Below are 15,956 nucleotides of genomic sequence, written 5' to 3'. Positions count from 1 at the left end.
TTACGGAGGAATTTTTCAAGCCGTCCTGCGGTGGGCCTCGCCCATGCGGCGCACGGCGACGATCTTATCGTTGAGCGGGGCCCAGTCGTCGCGCTCGTCGATCGCCGCCCAGATCGACTCGACCTCGTCGATATGCATGGAGCAGGGGGCGGGGTCCGACCAATAGGCATGGTCGCGGGCGCCGGGGACTGGCTGGTGGCGGGCGACGAGCGCAGCGAGTTCGTCGAAGCTGGCATAGCCCTCCGGCCGGCGGCCGCCGCGCCACTCGAAATAGAATTTGTCGAGCGGCGCCCGGGTGGCAGAGAGAGTCTCCTCCAGCGCGGAGACGAGCGGCATGTCGATGGCGAGCTCGCCGGTCTGCAGGCCGAGGCGGGCGAAGATGGCGTCGCGGAGGGCAAGCTGGAAGAGGTGCGGGAAGTTCTCGAGCTGCGCGGTGAGCGGTTCGGCCGCCTCGATCCGGCGGAGCGCGATGGCGAGCTGGACGAGGTCCCAGTGGATCGCCTCGGGCTGGCGGGCGAAGGCGTAAAGGCCGGCATGGTCGAAATAGGCGGCGGTGAAGGCGCCGTCCCAGACGGGGGTGAAGCGCCAGGGGCCGTAATCGAAGCTCTGCGCGGTGATCGCGATATTGTCCGAGTTGAGCACGCCATGGACGAAGCCCGCGGCGATATAGGAGGCGGCGAGGTGGGCCGTTTGCGCCGTGACGTGGCCGAGCAGGGTGGCCGGGTCGCCGCTCTCGTCACCATAATAATGGCGCAGGCAATAAGCGGTGAGCTTGCGGAGATTGTCCTCTTCGCCGAGCGTCGCGAGGCGCTGGAAGGTGCCGATGCGGATATGGCTGTGCTGGAGGCGGACGAGCACGGCCGAGCGGGTGGGGGAGGGCTCGTCATTGCGCTCGAGCGCCTCGCCCGTCTCGACCAGCGAGAAGCTCTTCGAGGTCTCGACGCCGAGCGCCTCCAGCATCTCGGTGGCGAGGATCTCGCGGACGCCGCCCTTCAGCGTCAGGCGGCCGTCGCCGAAGCGGCTCCAGGGCGTCTGGCCCGAGCCCTTGGTGCCGAGATCGAGCAGGCGGCCATCGCCGTCCCGGAGCTGTGCGAACAGGAAGCCGCGGCCGTCGCCGATATCGGGATTGTACACGCGGAACTGATGGCCGTGATAACGCAGCGCCAGCGGCTCCGGCAGGGCGTCGGGCAATGGTGCGAAGCGGGCGAAATGGCGGATCCAGTCCGCGTTGGTGAGGCCGCCCAGCCCCACGCCCTCCGCCTGGCGCTGGTTGCGGAAGCGCAGGATCGCCTGCGGGAAGTCGGCGGGGCGGACCGGATCGTAAAAATCCGGCCCGAGCTCGAGGATCGCGGTCTCGGGGCGATAGCTGCTCATCGGGCGACGAAGCCGACCCGGTCGAGGCGGAGGCGGCAGGCGCCGCCGCCGGGAGCGGCCGCCTTGCTCCCGTAAGCGGTGACGCGGCGGCCCGGCCCGGCCGCCACCATCAGGGCGTCCCATTCGGACCGGGTCATCGCGAGGCTGGCGCAAAGGCCGGAGGCGATGTCGACGCGGGCGCCATTGTCGAACGCGCCGGAGAGGATGCCGTCGAAGCGGACGCGCGCTCCGACCGGCAGCCGCTCCCAGGCGCCGTCATCGGCGGTAATGGCGGTCTCGTTGCCGTTCGCCAGCGGCTCCTGCGGGCCGGCGCAGGCGGCGAGCAGGGCCGGCGCCAACAGCAGGGAGGTGGGCGACCACGCTCCGCGGTTGCGCGAAGCCGCGCCAGCGCCGATAGGACCGGGAACAGGTTCGAAGGGGCGTTGCATGGTCGAGTGGTCCGATGGCTATTGGGAATCGAGCGATGGCCTGAGGCTTCACTATCGCGACTATCCGGGCGAGGCGAGCCGGCCGCCGATCATCTGCATCCCTGGCCTGACGCGCAACGCGCGCGACTTCGAGGGGGTTGCGGCGCGGCTTGCCGGCGAGTGGCGGGTGATCTGCGTCGAACTGCGCGGCCGCGGCGCGAGCGCCCACGCCAGGGACCCGATGACCTATGTGCCGCCGGTCTATCTCCAGGACATGGAGGCCCTGGTCGCCGCGCTGAAGCTGGCGCGCTTCATCCTGTTCGGCACCTCGCTCGGCGGCCTCATCACCATGCTGATGGCGGCGACCGGCAAGGACAGGATCGCCGGCGCCCTGCTCAACGACATCGGGCCGGAGCTGGAATCGCGCGGGCTCGAGCGCATCCGCTCCTATGTCGGCCGCTCGCAGAACTGGCCGACCTGGCTGCACGCCGCGCGCTTCCTCGCCGAGGCGCAGGGCGACCGCTATCCCGACTGGCAGATCGACGACTGGCTGGTCTACGCCAAAAGGCTCTGCCGGCTGAACTCCAAGGGCCGCATCGTTTTCGACTATGACATGCGGATCGCCGAGCCGTTCAAGCTGCCCGCCGGCGAGGCCGGGTTCGACCTCTGGCCGGCCTTCCGCGCGCTCGACGGGATTCCCTCCCTGGTCGTGCACGGCGCGCTCTCGGACGTGCTCAGCGAAGCGAGCGTGGCGAAGATGAAGGCCGCCATTCCCTCGCTGGACAGCGTCACCATCCCCAATGTCGGCCACGCCCCGACGCTCGACGAGCCCGCGGCGCAGAAGGCGATCGACAAGCTGCTGAAGCGGGTGGCCTAGCCTTCTCGGGCTGCCCGTCAGTCCAGCGAGGCGAGTGCCGCTATCCCGCCCTGGCCCACCGTGACGCTCCCGGCCTGGGCAAGGGTCGCATCCTTGTAGGTCACCAGCCCGTCGAATTCACAGACGGAGTCCTCGACGATCGTGCAGCCGCGCCTTTCCGCGACCTCATCCAGTGCAGCCCGGTTGATGGCCACGAGAACCGCATATTCCGCCATGTCAGTCTCCCTCCCTCGCCAGGAAGTCCCGGGCTTCGTCGTCCACCCTGGAGAAGGCGCGGCGCGCGCCCGCCTCGTCGGTGACCGCCTGCAGCTCGCGAAGGCGGGTCATTGGCGGGGCACGGCCGTGCGCGAAGGTGAACGCATTCACGTAGGCGTTGATCAGGGTCGAAAGCCGCGTGCGGTCAAATGTTCCTCCGGGTGCAACCTTGGCCCAGAAGATTCCGAACTGGCTTCGATCGAGATTGTCGATGGCCACCGCTGCCCGCGCCCGGTCTGCCGCATAGAGCCGCCGCGCCTCGCTATTTGCGCGCGCCGCATCCAGCCGAACCCTTTCCACCAAATAGGTCCGGCATTCGGCCCGCAGGTCGGCCAGCTCGGGCTGCGGCATGGTGACGAACCGTAAGCAGAACAGGCCGAATTCGTCCTGCGCATAGTTCAGGCGGACGATCTCCTGAACGGCGTCGGCGACCTTCTCCATGGCCGCGCCATTGCCCTGCGCACTCTCTCCGGCGGAGTGGTCGCCCTGTTGAACGGTCGTCGTTGCCGAGGCTGGCCCCGCGCCCCCGCTGCTCATCGCGTCCCGCAGCACCTGGTAGGCCTCGGCCGCACCGGTCCGCTCCGCCTTGGCACGATTGAGCGCGGTCAGCGCGTTGGCGCAATTCGGCCGCTTGTTGGTCTGCTCAGGCGTCAGGGTCGGCGGGCTCGCCGCCGCGGCGGTTTCGATGGACGTACAGGACGGCGCCGCCCCTTCGAGCGCATCATATTCGGTCTGCCGGGAGCGCTGACTCGCGTCCGCAGTCTCAAGTCTCTTGCGGGCATCGTCGAGGCGGACCACTGCGTCCGCCGACGATGCGCCGGCCGATGCGCCACCCCCCGCGCCGATGACCGTCGCCGGCGGGGTCGCGACGCCCGTCAGCTGCTCGATCGCGAGGATCGCCACCATGAGGCGCTGGTCCCTGATCGCCTGGATGGGCAGCTCAAGGTCGGTGATCGCGCCGTTCAGATAGCGTTCGCAGGTCCGGTACATCAGCTCGCGCAGCATGTTGATCGTCTGCGTGCGCGCGATCGTGGCGCCCTGCTCGGAGGAGGACTGGGCAAGGCTGGCCGCCGCCTGGACCGATTGCGGATCGGCGCTCTGACCGAACGACCCGCTCGCCGAAAGCGACTGGGCGATCACGGAGGCGAAATCGGGCGGCGGCTCGGCGCAGATCCTGATCTGGCCCGGGCGCGCGGCGCCGGCCGTGTTCGTCCCGGCGACAGGCAGCGTCGGTACGGCCAGATAGGCGCGCTGCTTGGCGTCGACCGTGATGATGCTCGGTCCGTTGGGCCGGACCGTCCGGTTGCGGAAAATAGAATGCTGCGCGGCGCAGCCTGACAATAGCAGCGACATCCCGATCGCAAGCAGCGAAAGGCGGAACAGCTTTCCCGGCATCGCATTTCCCCCGTTTCCCGCAATCGAGATCAAGTCGACTCGCGAGCCCGGAGAGCAGATTACATGGTTTCTACCATATACCCTAGATTTTCTTGGGCCTGATTGAAGTCAAGCGCACGAAGCCGGCGCCATTCCTCCGGCGCACGTCTTACGGGCGCGCAGGCGCAGGGGCGACCGCCACCGCCCCCTCGGGCCAGCGGCCGGCGAGGAAGGTTTCGATCGCGGAGAAGAAGATGGCGGGGTCCTCGACCTGGATGAGATGGCCGGCGCGCGGCAGCATCAGCAGCCGCGCATCGGGATAGGCCATCGCCCAATCGCGCGCGCCTTCGGGCGGGACGACATCGCCGGCGCCATGGATGATGAACACGGGCGCAGTGACCCGTCGCACCGACGGCCGGACATCAAACTCGCCGAGCGACTGGACGATAACGCGATTGGCCCAGAGCGAGCGGCGAACCACTTCCGGCGGCCCCGCGCAGAGGTTGCCGCGGATGCGCACCGGCTGGGCCGGATCGTACATGTAGAGCTTCAATATGTAGCGCGCGAAAAGGCCGCAGGCCGCGATCGGATCCCTGGCCGTGAGCCAGTCCGCATTGTCCTGGACCAGATCGCGCTCTTCCTGGCTGAACCGTTCGCGCGCGCGCTGCGTCATGCGCGTCATCTGGAGACGGTGCTGGGCGGCGATCGGCGCCGCGGGCGAGTCCAGGACGAGCCGCTCGATCCGGTCCGGATGGGCGGCGGCATAAAGGGAGATCAGGAGGCCGCCCCAGCTGTTGCCGAGCAGGGTCATCTTCTGGAGCCCGAAGTGCCGGCGGAGCGCCTCGAGGTCGGCGACGTGACGCTGCCACGCAAGCTTCTCCGGATCGTCGATCAGGGTCGAGCGGCCGTTGCCGCGCTGGTCGTAATAGATGACGCGGCGGTTGCGGGTGAACGGTTCGAAATCGGCGCGGATCGATTCCAGCGAGAAACCCGGGCCGCCGTGGACGACGACCAGGGTCTGCGGGCCGCTGCCTTCGATCCGGTAGAAGAGCCGAACGCCGCCGTCGACGGTGATGAAGCCCTCCTGCTGTGCCATAGCGGGCGTCGCGACGAGCAGGAGAAGGACGAGCAGGAGCTTGTTCATGGCGCCGCTTCGCTCCCCGATGTGACCGTCTCCGCGCCCGCGGGCCAGCGGCCGGCGAGGAAGGTCTCGATCGCGGAGAAGAAGGCGGCCGACTCCTGGACATGCGCCAGATGGCCCGAGCGGCGCATCAGCAGCAGCCGGGCATCGGGGTAGCTGGCCGCCCAAACCCGGGACGAGGCCAGCGGAATGACGTCGCTGACGCCGTGAATCACCAGCACCGGCGCCCTGACCCGCCGGACTTCGGCCCTGAGGTCATATTCCCCGAGCGAATCGACGATCATGTTGTTGACCCAGAGCGAGCGGCGCACGACGTCGGGCGGCCCGGCGCACAGCGAGCCGTGGAAGGGCGGATCCGCCGCAGGGTCGAAGGCGTAGATCCGGAGGATCAGGCGCCCGAATGTGTTGCAGGCCGCGACCGGATCGCGCGCCTCCAGCCAGGTGCGCGGCAGGAACAGGTCGCGCAGCCGGTCGCGATCCGCGGCGCTCAGCCATTCGCGGGCGCGGGTGCCGATGCCGGCACTCATCTCGCGCATCAGCCCGCGGGTCGGCGAGGCCGGCACGTCTAGGATCAGCCGCTCGATCCGGTCCGGATGGGCGACCGCATAGAAGGAGATCAGCAGGCCGCCCCAGCTGTTGCCGATCAAAGTCATCTTCTCGAGCCGGAAATGGCGCCGGACCGCCTCCAGGTCCGCGACATGACGGGGCAAGGCCAGCTTCGCCGGGTCCTCGATCAGGCTGGAGCGGCCGTTGCCGCGCTGGTCGTAATAGATGACGCGCCGGTTCCGCGCGAGCGGGGCGAAGTCGGCGCGCACCGACTCCAGTGAGAAGCCGGGGCCGCCATGGACGACGACGAGAGTCTGCGGTCCGCTGCCCTCGACCTTGTAGAAGAGGCGCACGCCGTCGTCGGTGGTGATGAAGCCTTCCGATTGCGCCGCCACCGGCGCCGCGACAAGCAGCAGCAGGAAGAAGAGGAAGAGCCTCACGGGACCCTCGCCGCGGCGGCGGGCCAGCGGCCGGCGAGGAAGGTCTCGACCGCCGCAAAAAAGGCCTCCGGCTCCTCGACATGCATGAGATGGCCCGAGCGGTGCATCAGCAGCAGCCGGGCGCCGGGATAGCCGGCCGCCCAGTCGCGCGATCCTTCGATCGGAATGGGATCGGCGACGCCGTGGATCACCAATACGGGGGCAGTGACCCGGCGTACGTCCGCCCGCAGATCATATTCGCCGAGCGAGGCCCGGATGACTTCGCCGGCCCAGGGCGTGCGCCGCACCGCCTCGGGCGAGCCGGCACAGAGATTGCTGCGCACCGGCAATGCCGCGGCCGGATCGAAGACATAGGCGCGGAGGATCAGCTGCGTGAACGCCCGACAGACCGCGATCGGATCCTCGGCGTCGAACCAGAGGCCCGGCCGGGAAGCCTGCAGGCGCGCCTGAACGGCCTCGCTCATTCGCGCCGTGCGCGCCGAGATGTTTGCGGCAAATCGCAGGTAATAGGCCCTGGTCGGCGGCGCCGGGGCGTCGAGCACCATGCGCTCGACGCGGTCCGGATGGGCGACGGCATAATAAGAGATCAGCAGGCTGCCCCAGCTGTTGCCGAGCAGTACCAGCTTCTCGAGCCCGAAATGGCGGCGCACCGCCTCCAAGTCCGCGATATGGTGGGAGATGGCGAGCTTCGCCGGATCGTCGGCCAGGCTGGAGCGGCCGTTGCCGCGCTGGTCGTAATAGATGACGCGCCGGTTCCGGGCGAGCGGGGCGAAATCGGCACGGACTGACTCCAGCGAGAAGCCGGGCCCGCCATGGACGACGATCAGGGTCTGCGGGCCGCGGCCCTCGATCCTGTAGAAGAGGCGGACGCCATCGTCGGTGGGGATGAAGCCCTCCTGCTGCGCTGCCGCGGCTGTCGGGACAAGCAGCAGGAGGAAGGCGAGCAGCGCTCTCATGCGCTATTTGTAGCATCGCCCGTTACGGACGCGAAGCGCGTTTCCCTCAAAGCAGCGCTGCGCCATAAGGGCGCATGGTCCTCCGCATCCTCCATTGCCATTCGACCTTCAGCCTGGGCGGCAAGGAGGCGCGGGCGGTGCGGCTGATGAACGCGTTCGGCGACGCGGCCGCGCATACCGTGCTGAGCGCGATGCCCGACCGGCTGGCGGCGCGCGACGCGATCGCGAAGGGGATCGAGGCCGACTTCCCCGGGGACGCGCCGCCGCTCGCCGGGGCGCCGACGCCGGTCCGGCTCTGGCGACTGGCGCGGTACATGCGCGGCTTCGACCTGGTGCTGACCTATAATTGGGGGGCGTTCGACGCGGTGATGGCGCGGCGGCTGTTTGGCGGCCCGCCGCTCGTCCACCACGAGGACGGCTTCAACGAGGACGAGGCGGAGCGGCTCAGCCCGAAGCGAAACCGCTATCGCCGGCTGGGGCTGAAGGCCGCCTACAAGCTGGTCGTGCCGTCGGAGCGGCTTGAGAGGATCGCCCGGCGCCACTGGGGGCAGCAGGCGCTGCGTATCCCGAACGGGGTGCCCGTGGCCGCTTTCGCGAAGCCCCCGGAAGCGGGCGCGATTCCGGGCTTCGAGCGGCAGGGCGACGAGGTGGTGATCGGCACCGTCGCGGGGCTCAGGGCGGTGAAGAACCTGCCGCGGCTGGTGCGCGCCTTCTCCGCGATGAGCCACAGGCCGGCGCGGCTGGTGATCGTCGGGGAGGGGCCGGAGAGCGAGCGGATCGCCGCCGAAGCACGGGCGAAGGGCGTGGCGGCGCGGCTGCTGATGCCCGGCTTCCTCGCCGAGGCGGCGCGGTGGATCGGCCATTTCGACATCTTCGCTCTGTCCTCCGACAGCGAGCAATTCCCGATCTCGCTGGTCGAGGCGATGGCGGCGGGACTTCCTGTCGTGGCGACCGCGGTGGGCGACGTGCCGGGCATCGTGGCCGAGGACAACAAACCGCTGATCGTCTCGCCCGACGACGAGGCGGGCTTCGCCGCGGCGCTGGACAGCCTCGCGGACCAGGCGAGCCTGCGCCGGGCGATCGGCGAGGCGAATCGCGAGCTGGCGCGGGACCGCTACAACGAGAGGGAAATGATCGCCGCTTATGCGCGTTTGTACGGCGAGGCGATCCGGCAGGTCGGTGCGTTCCTCGCGGGATCAGACACGGATTTGCGCTAACATATGATATTTTGCGTGGCCGGGCCAAACTCCCTATAGGCTTCCAAACGATTTCGGAGGTTTGATGTTCAAGGGTATCAAGCCGATCCTCTATGCGGGGCGCGAGGTGCTCCCCCTGATCGAGGGCGGCAAGGGCGTCGCGGCGACCAACCATATGAGTTCGGGTGCCTGGGCGGCGGCGGGGGGCATCGGCACCGTCTCCGCGGTCAACGCCGACAGCTACGATCCCGAAGGCCGGATCATCCCCCAGATCTACCATGCCCTCACCCGCCGCGAGCGGCACGAGGAACTGATCCAGTACGCAATCGACGGCGCCGTGCAGCAGGTGCAGCGCGCCTATGACATCGCTTCGGGCCGTGGCGCGATCAACATCAACGTGCTCTGGGAGATGGGTGGCGCACAGCGCGTGCTTCAGGGGGTGCTGGAAAGGACCAAGGGGCTGGTCTCCGGCGTCACCTGCGGCGCGGGCATGCCCTACAAGCTGTCCGAGATCGCGGCTTCGCACAGGGTGAGCTACCTTCCGATCATCAGCTCCGCCCGCGCTTTTTCCGCGCTCTGGAAGCGCGCTTACCACAAGGCTGCGGAATGGCTGTCGGCCGTGGTCTACGAGGATCCCTGGCTGGCGGGCGGGCATAACGGCCTGTCCAATGCCGAGGATCCGCTGGTGCCGCAGGACCCCTATCCGCGCGTCAAGGCGCTCAGGGAGACGATGCGCACGGGCGGCATTTCAGACAGCGTGCCGATCGTGATGGCGGGCGGCGTCTGGAACCTCAAGGAATGGGATCACTGGATCGACAATGAGGAACTGGGGCAGATCGCCTTCCAGTTTGGCACGCGCCCGCTGCTGACCAAGGAAAGCCCGATCCCGGACGCCTGGAAGCAGAGGCTGATGACCCTGGAGGAGGGCGACGTCCTGCTCCACCGTTTCTCGCCGACCGGCTTCTACAGCTCGGCCGTGCGCAATCCCTTCCTGCGCAACCTGGAGGCGCGCTCGCACCGCCAGATCGCCTTCACCAAGGAGCCGCTCGGCGACCATGCCTTCCCGCTCGACGTCGGCGTGATGGGCAAGAAGAATTACTGGGTGACCAAGGGCGACCTGAACCACGCCCGCGAATGGTATGCGCAGGGCTTCACCGAGGCGATCAAGACCCCGGACGAGACCCTGGTCTTCGTCACGCCCGAGGAGAAGCACGTCATCCGCAAGGACCAGGCGGACTGCATGGGTTGCCTCTCACAGTGCCAGTTCTCGTCCTGGGCGGACAACGAGAAGAACACGACCGGCCGGCTGGCGGACCCGCGCAGCTTCTGCATCCAGAAGACGCTGCAGGAGATCGCCCATGGCGGCTCGACCGAGCAGAATCTGATGTTCGCCGGCCACAGCGCCTTCCGGTTCAAGAAGGACCCCTTCTATTCGAACGGGTTCGTGCCGACCGTGCAGCAGCTCGTCGAGCGCATCCGGAGCGGCGACTGACCCGATGGCCCGCCGCGCCGCTTTTCTCGTCATTGCCGCCGCCCTGTCGCTGACCACCGCACAGGCCCAGCCGCAGCGCGAGACGCCCTATATGGCCTCGATCGCGTCGGGCCGGGCGATGATGCGTACCGGGCCGGGACAGAATTATCCGGGCACCTGGCTCTACACGCGGCGCGACCTCCCGATCCGCGTGGTCCGGGTCTATCGCGACTGGCGGATGATCGAGGATCCGGGCGGGACGCGGGGCTGGATGCTGGTCAGCCTGCTCTCCGACCAGCGCACCGGCATCGTCGTCGGCGACGGGCTGGCCGAGATGCGGGAATCGCCGGACGCGGCGAGCGCGGTCCGCTTCCGCGCCGAGCCCAATGTCGTCGGCCGGGTCTCGCGCTGCAGCGACGGCTGGTGCTATTTCGACGTCCGCGGCCGCGGCGGCTATATCCGCACCGACCGGCTCTGGGGTGTCGCCCCCAATGAGGCGATCCGATGATGGACTTCGCCCGGCCTGTCCGGATCGGCGATTTCGAGCATCGGCTCGGCAAGACCTTCATCGTCAGCGCGGGCGGGCACAACGTCCCCATTATCCTGCGCGCCTGTCAGGCGCTGCCAGGTTCCAAGCGGGACGGCGGTGCCTTCCGGCTGGAATTCTCGGGCCCGCTGAACCCGCAGCTCGGCCAGGGCACCTTCGCCGTCAATATAGACCACGACCAATATGCGATCTTCATCGTGCCGCTCGGCCCGGGCGGGCGCTCGATGCGCTACGAGGCGGTCTACTTCTAGGCCTTGTCTCGATCCCGGCCCGCCGGCTGGCGAATCATCATCAGATAAAAGCCCTTGTCCTCGGCCAGGCAGAAGCCGAGCCGGACGTAGAGGCGGCGGGCCGGGTTGGTGTGCTCGACGTGGAGCAAGACGGGCCGGGGCTCGTCGTCGAGCAGGTCGCAAAGGATCGCCGTGCCGAGCCCCTCGCCGCGCGCCTCTGGCAGGAGCGAGATGTCGACGAGCCGCAGCATCCCCTCGGATTCGGCGAGATAGAGGCGGCCGATCGGCGCGCCATCCCGCTCGATCAGCAGCCACTCGCCGGCGGGAAAGGCGTTGCGATAGTGGAAATGCTGGGCGCGGTGCTGCTGGTCGAGGAAGGCGGCCTGCATCTCAGGCGGCCAGCCGGTCGCGGCCACTTCCTCCCCCCGGGTCGAGGCATAGAGCGCGGCGACGAACGGCAGATCGTCGTCCGTCATTTTCCGATAGGCGATGCCGAAGGCCGCCGCCTTTCTTATGGGCGGCGGCATCTGATCAGCTGAAGACGGCGACCATCCGTCCGGGCGCGCGTCCGGTGCCGGCTGCGCCGAGATAGAGCGGCAACGGCCCGTAGGCGGGATGATTGGCCGTGTAGATCAGGTCCGGCGCGAGAGTCTGGCCGCCGACCGGCTCGAAGAAGGCGGCGAAGCCCTGGGTGCGGACGCCCTGCGGCCCGCGGCCGCCCGAGCGCAACGGGCGCACGCCGACCAGCCTGATGCTGCTCTGGCCGCCGAGCGCGAAGGTCGATCCGACCTCGCCCATCCACTCCTCGTAAGTGCCGTCGGCAAGCGAAAGGATGCGCCGGCCCACGCCGGTGCTGACCATCGCCTTGCGCGCTGCGGCCTGGATCTGGTCGCGGAACGGGGCGGCCATCAAGGCGCCCGCTCCGGCCACCGCTGCGCCGGTCACCATCATCGCCTTACGGCGGCTCACGCCCTCTTTGGTCGTCTCTTTCCTGTCGGTCGATTCAGCCATGGTCCAATCCCCACTTCGTGCTTCGGCCCGGTCCGCCGGGAAGCAGCGCCCCCAGGGGATATACTATATGGTTGCGCGCGTGAAACAGCCAATTTGGATGGCTGGTGCGGACAAGTGCACCAATTCCGGGGAAGACCGCAGGATCGCTGCGGCTTGCGCCCGGCGCCGCGGATCGGCAACGGGGCGGCATGGCCAGCCTGTTGCCACCCCTGCCCGCCCTGATCGACGGTGCGGCCCTCTTCCTGGACTTTGACGGCACGCTCGTCGAGCTGGCCGACACGCCGGATGCGATCGCGGTGCCGGCGGGGCTGGCGCCGATGCTGGAGCGGTTGCGGCGGAAGCTGGAGGGTCGGCTCGCGATCGTCTCCGGCCGCTCGCTGGCCGACCTCGAACGGCATCTGCCGCTGCACGGCATCGCCTTTTCGGGCTCGCACGGGCTGGAGCTGCAATTGGTCGACGGCACCCGCCTGCCGCTCAGCGTGCCTATCGGCCTGGACGACGTCAGGGCGAAGGTCGACGCCTTCGCCGCAGCCCGGCCGGGCCTGCTGGTCGAGGACAAGCCCGCCGGGATCGCGCTCCACTACCGGCTGGCGCCCGGGGAGGGCGCGGCCGCCGATGCCTTCATGACCGCCCTGGCGAAGGAGCGGGGCATGACCGTGCAGCGCGGGGCGATGGTCGTCGAGCTGCGGCCCACCGGCGCGACCAAGGGCGATGCGCTGAAGGCGTTCATGACGGAACCGGAGTTCGCCGGTGCGCGTCCTTTGTTCATGGGCGACGACCTGACCGATGAACATGGCTTCGCCGCGGCGGCCGGCCTCGGTGGCGCGGGCATATTGGTGGGGCCCGCGCGGGACAGCGCGGCGCGCTTCCGGCTCGGCTCGGTGAAAGAGGCGGCGCGCTGGCTGCGGGAGGTCGCGGCATGAGCGATCTCAACCTCTGGCCGATCGGCAATTGCCAAGTGAGCGCCCTGGTCGACGGCGCGGCCGGCCTCGTCTGGGCCTGCCAGCCGCGCGTCGACGGCGACCCGATCTTCTGCCGACTGCTCGAGCCGAAGGACGCGCCGGCGCGAGGGGAGTGGCGGATCGCGCTCGAGAACCAGGTCTCGGCCGAGCCCCGCTATCTCAAGAACACGCCGATCCTGGTGACGCGGCTCACCGACGATGCCGGCGGTTGCTGCGACGTCTTCGATTTCTGCCCGCGCTTCGAGCGGGTGGGGCGAATGTACCGGCCGGTGGCCTTCCTGCGGGTCGTCCGCCCGGTCGCGGGCGCGCCGCGGATCCGGGTGACGCTGAGCCCGGCCGCCGGCTGGGGATCGCGCGATGCCGAGCGGACCAGCGGCACCAACCATATCCGCTTCCTGACGGAGCCGCAGCCGCTCCGCCTGACCACCGATGCGCCGATCCTGCACCTGCTCGAGGAGCGCAGCTTCCGGCTGGAGAAGCCGCTCCATTTCTTCCTCGGCCCCGACGAGCCCTTTGTCGGCAATGTCGAGCAGACGCTGGCGATGATGCTGAGCCAGACAGAGGCGCACTGGCGCGACTGGGTGCGCGGGCTCGCCATTCCGCTGGAGTGGCAGAAGGTGGTGATCCGCGCCGCGATCAGCCTGAAGCTTTGCCAGCACGAGGAGACCGGTGCGATCGTCGCGGCGCTGACCACCTCGATTCCCGAGGCGGCGAATTCGGGGCGGAACTGGGACTATCGCTACTGCTGGATCCGCGACGCTTATTATACAGTGCAGGCGCTGAACCGGCTCGGCGCGCTCGATGTGCTCGAAGGCTATCTCTCCTACCTCCGCAACATCGTCGACGAAGCGAAAAGCGGGCAGATCCAGCCGCTCTACGCGGTGTCGGGCGAGCCGAAGCTGGAGGAGCAGGTCGCCGAGGGGCTGGCCGGCTATCGCGGCATGGGCCCGGTCCGGGTCGGCAATGCCGCTTATTCCCAAATCCAGCACGACGCTTATGGCCAGATCGTCCTCTCCAACGCCCAGGCTTTCTTCGACGAGCGGCTGTTCCGGCCCGCCACGGAGGAGGATTTCGCGTCGCTCGAGAAAGTGGGCGAGCGCGCCTGGGCGATGCACGACCAGGCGGATGCGGGCCTCTGGGAGTTCCGCACCCGCACCAGCGTCCACACCTATAGCGCGGTGATGAGCTGGGCCGCCTGCGACCGGCTCTGCAATATCGCGACGAAGCTCGACCTCCCCGACCGGGCGGCCTTCTGGCTGGAGCGCGCGGCGAAGGTGCGCGCGACGATCGAGGGCGAGGCCTGGCACGAGGCGGAGCAGCGTTTCGCCGCGACCTTCGGCGGCGACGAGCTGGACGCGAGCCTGCTGCAGCTCGTCGACATGCGCTTCCTCGCGCCCGACGATCCCCGCTTCCGCGCCACCTTCGAGGCGGTCGAGAAGGGGCTGCGCCGCGGCGAGCATATGCTGCGCTATGCGGCCGAGGACGATTTCGGCCTGCCCGAGACGGCGTTCAACTTCTGCACCTTCTGGCTGATCGAGGCGCTGCAGATGGTCGGGCGCGGGGCCGAGGCGCGGGCGCTTTACGAGACGATGCTGGAGCGGCTCACCCCCGCCGGCCTGCTCTCCGAGGATACCGACTTCATGACCGGCGAGCTCTGGGGAAACTATCCGCAGACTTATTCGCTTGTCGGGCTGATAAATTGTGCGGGGCTGCTTTCCCGCCCGTGGACGAGCGTGCGTTGATGGGCAGGCTGATCGTCATCTCCAACCGGGTCTCCGCACCCAAGCCGCGCTCGGCCGAGGGCACGCAGGGCGGGCTCGCGGTCGCCCTGCTGGCGGCGCTGCAGGAATCGAACGGGCTCTGGTTCGGCTGGTCGGGCGAGCGGACGGAGCGGTTCACCGGCGAGATCCATTTCCAGCGGCACGGCGGCGTCACCACGGCGACCGTCGACCTCGAGGAGCAGGACGTCGACGAATATTATAACGGCTATGCGAACCGGACGCTCTGGCCGCTCTTCCATTACCGGATCGACCTCGCTGAGTTCGACCGGACCTTCGGGTCGGGCTACGAGCGGGTCAACGAGCGCTTCGCCGCCACCTTCGCACCCCTGATCGAGGCGGACGACCTGATCTGGGTGCACGATTACCATCTCGTCCCGCTCGGCCAGCAGCTGCGGCAGCGCGGCCTCAAGAACCGGATCGGCTTCTTCCTGCACATCCCCTGGCCGCCGCAGCGGCTGCTGGTGTCGCTGCCCTATCACCAGCGGCTGGTCCGCTCGATGCTCGACTACGACCTGATCGGCTTCCACACCGAGGAATGGCTGGAGAGCTTCCACCATTATGTCGCGCGCGAGCTGGGCGGGACGATCGAGCCCGACGGGACGATCGAGGTCGAAGGCCGCAGGGTGAAGACCGCCGCCTTCCCGATCGGCATCGACGTCAGCGAGTTCGAGCGGGTGCTCGACCGCCCGGATGCGCGCAACGCCTATGAGACTTTGCACCGGAGCGCCGAGGGCCGGAAGGTGATCATCGGCGTCGACCGGCTCGATTATTCCAAGGGGCTGGCCGAACGGTTCAACGGCTATCGCCGCTTCCTCGAGGAGAATCCGGACTGGCTCGGCCGCGTCTCCTTCCTGCAGATCGCGCCGCCGACGCGCGGCGAGGTCCATACCTACGAGCATATCCGCGAAGAGCTCGACGCGCTGTCGGGGCGGATTAACGGCCAGTTCGCCCATGTCGACTGGGTGCCGATCCGCTACGTCAACCAGGGCTATCCGCGCGACGGGCTCTCGGGCTTCTACCGGGCCGCGGACGTCGCCCTGGTCACGCCCTTGCGCGACGGCATGAACCTGGTCGCCAAGGAATATGTCGCCTCGCAGGATCCGGACGATCCCGGCGTGCTGATCCTCTCCCGCTTCGCCGGGGCGGCGCACCAGCTGCGCGAGGCGTTGCTCGTCAATCCCTACAGCAAGGATGAGGTCTCCGACGCCATCCGCAAGGCGCTGGACATGCCGCGCGCCGAGCGGATCCGGCGCTGGGAGGCGCTGGTCGACAATGTGCGGCGCGAGGACGTGCTCCACTGGCGCCGCACCTTCGTCGAGGCGCTGGCCAAAGCCGATAACAGCCACGACCGGGCCGAGGGCGCCGCGCTGCCTTTGCTGGAATAGACC

At 68.7% G+C, this 15,956-nt stretch carries 17 protein-coding genes; 8 read left to right on the top strand and 9 right to left on the bottom strand.

Annotated elements, in window-relative coordinates:
• Positions 1-15: 15 nt before the first annotated feature.
• Positions 16-1,374: a protein adenylyltransferase SelO family protein gene (locus tag VEC11_RS12720; RefSeq protein ID WP_464131852.1), complete on the bottom strand. Its 1,359-nt coding sequence runs from the start codon at positions 1,372-1,374 to the stop codon at positions 16-18.
• Positions 1,371-1,712, bottom strand: a complete 342-nt coding sequence (locus VEC11_RS12715) for a hypothetical protein (RefSeq protein ID WP_464131850.1) — start codon at positions 1,710-1,712, stop codon at positions 1,371-1,373. Before VEC11_RS12715 ends, VEC11_RS12720 begins: the two co-directional genes overlap by 4 nt.
• Before the next feature lie 88 nt (positions 1,713-1,800).
• Between VEC11_RS12715 and VEC11_RS12710 the strand changes: the two genes are divergently transcribed.
• Positions 1,801-2,658 (top strand): alpha/beta fold hydrolase, encoded by an 858-nt coding sequence (locus VEC11_RS12710; RefSeq protein ID WP_464131848.1) that lies wholly within the window; start codon positions 1,801-1,803, stop codon positions 2,656-2,658.
• A 17-nt stretch (positions 2,659-2,675) separates the two neighbouring features.
• Here VEC11_RS12710 and VEC11_RS12705 read toward each other — a convergent pair whose 3' ends face one another.
• The 5 genes from VEC11_RS12705 to VEC11_RS12685 form a co-directional block, all read right to left on the bottom strand.
• Positions 2,676-2,873 carry a hypothetical protein gene (locus VEC11_RS12705; RefSeq protein WP_464131846.1) on the bottom strand — a complete coding sequence of 66 codons (198 nt, stop codon included), beginning with the start codon at positions 2,871-2,873 and terminating at the stop codon, positions 2,676-2,678.
• Between the two features lies 1 nt (position 2,874).
• On the bottom strand, positions 2,875-4,308 hold the full coding sequence (locus VEC11_RS12700; protein WP_464131844.1) for a hypothetical protein: 1,434 nt from the start codon (positions 4,306-4,308) through the stop codon (positions 2,875-2,877).
• A 148-nt stretch (positions 4,309-4,456) separates the two neighbouring features.
• Positions 4,457-5,431: an alpha/beta fold hydrolase gene (locus VEC11_RS12695; protein WP_464131842.1), complete on the bottom strand. Its 975-nt coding sequence runs from the start codon at positions 5,429-5,431 to the stop codon at positions 4,457-4,459.
• Positions 5,428-6,414, bottom strand: coding sequence for an alpha/beta fold hydrolase (locus VEC11_RS12690; RefSeq protein ID WP_464131840.1), 987 nt, complete (start codon positions 6,412-6,414; stop codon positions 5,428-5,430). Before VEC11_RS12690 ends, VEC11_RS12695 begins: the two co-directional genes overlap by 4 nt.
• The gene (locus VEC11_RS12685) at positions 6,411-7,370 is read right to left on the bottom strand and encodes an alpha/beta fold hydrolase (RefSeq protein WP_464131838.1); all 960 of its coding nucleotides are present in this window, start codon (positions 7,368-7,370) and stop codon (positions 6,411-6,413) included. Before VEC11_RS12685 ends, VEC11_RS12690 begins: the two co-directional genes overlap by 4 nt.
• A gap of 74 nt (positions 7,371-7,444) precedes the next feature.
• Here VEC11_RS12685 and VEC11_RS12680 point away from each other — a divergent pair, with 74 nt between their 5' ends.
• The 4 genes from VEC11_RS12680 to VEC11_RS12665 all read left to right on the top strand — a co-directional run bounded on the left by VEC11_RS12680 (position 7,445) and on the right by VEC11_RS12665 (position 10,835).
• Positions 7,445-8,587 carry a glycosyltransferase family 4 protein gene (locus VEC11_RS12680; protein WP_464131836.1) on the top strand — a complete coding sequence of 381 codons (1,143 nt, stop codon included), beginning with the start codon at positions 7,445-7,447 and terminating at the stop codon, positions 8,585-8,587.
• 64 nt (positions 8,588-8,651) lie between these two features.
• Positions 8,652-10,058, top strand: a complete 1,407-nt coding sequence (locus tag VEC11_RS12675) for an NAD(P)H-dependent flavin oxidoreductase (protein ID WP_464131834.1) — start codon at positions 8,652-8,654, stop codon at positions 10,056-10,058.
• 4 nt (positions 10,059-10,062) lie between these two features.
• Complete coding sequence (locus tag VEC11_RS12670; RefSeq protein WP_464131832.1) at positions 10,063-10,545, top strand: SH3 domain-containing protein; 483 nt, start codon at positions 10,063-10,065, stop codon at positions 10,543-10,545.
• On the top strand, positions 10,542-10,835 hold the full coding sequence (locus VEC11_RS12665) for a DUF6916 family protein (RefSeq protein WP_464131830.1): 294 nt from the start codon (positions 10,542-10,544) through the stop codon (positions 10,833-10,835). Before VEC11_RS12670 ends, VEC11_RS12665 begins: the two co-directional genes overlap by 4 nt.
• Here the strand turns inward: VEC11_RS12665 and VEC11_RS12660 are convergent.
• Together VEC11_RS12660 and VEC11_RS12655 are read right to left on the bottom strand one after the other, a co-directional pair.
• Complete coding sequence (locus VEC11_RS12660) at positions 10,832-11,290, bottom strand: GNAT family N-acetyltransferase (RefSeq protein ID WP_464131828.1); 459 nt, start codon at positions 11,288-11,290, stop codon at positions 10,832-10,834. The genes VEC11_RS12665 and VEC11_RS12660 overlap by 4 nt on opposite strands.
• A gap of 55 nt (positions 11,291-11,345) precedes the next feature.
• A complete protein-coding gene (locus VEC11_RS12655) occupies positions 11,346-11,825 on the bottom strand; it encodes a DUF6916 family protein (RefSeq protein ID WP_464131826.1) in 480 nt (159 codons plus the stop codon).
• 188 nt (positions 11,826-12,013) lie between these two features.
• Here VEC11_RS12655 and otsB point away from each other — a divergent pair, with 188 nt between their 5' ends.
• Genes otsB through otsA form a run of 3 tightly spaced genes read left to right on the top strand, consistent with a single transcriptional unit; the run spans position 12,014 to position 15,953 of the window.
• Entirely contained in the window at positions 12,014-12,748 is a 735-nt protein-coding gene (gene otsB, locus VEC11_RS12650) for a trehalose-phosphatase (protein ID WP_464131824.1), read from the top strand.
• Positions 12,745-14,529 carry a glycoside hydrolase family 15 protein gene (locus VEC11_RS12645; RefSeq protein ID WP_464131822.1) on the top strand — a complete coding sequence of 595 codons (1,785 nt, stop codon included), beginning with the start codon at positions 12,745-12,747 and terminating at the stop codon, positions 14,527-14,529. Before otsB ends, VEC11_RS12645 begins: the two co-directional genes overlap by 4 nt.
• On the top strand, positions 14,529-15,953 hold the full coding sequence (otsA, locus tag VEC11_RS12640) for an alpha,alpha-trehalose-phosphate synthase (UDP-forming) (protein WP_464131820.1): 1,425 nt from the start codon (positions 14,529-14,531) through the stop codon (positions 15,951-15,953). Before VEC11_RS12645 ends, otsA begins: the two co-directional genes overlap by 1 nt.
• Positions 15,954-15,956: the final 3 nt, after the last annotated feature.

This window comes from Allosphingosinicella sp., assembly GCF_035626655.1.
Lineage (GTDB): Bacteria > Pseudomonadota > Alphaproteobacteria > Sphingomonadales > Sphingomonadaceae > Allosphingosinicella.
Note: the sequence above shows the minus strand (reverse complement) of the source record. Positions and strands in the feature narration are given on the sequence as shown.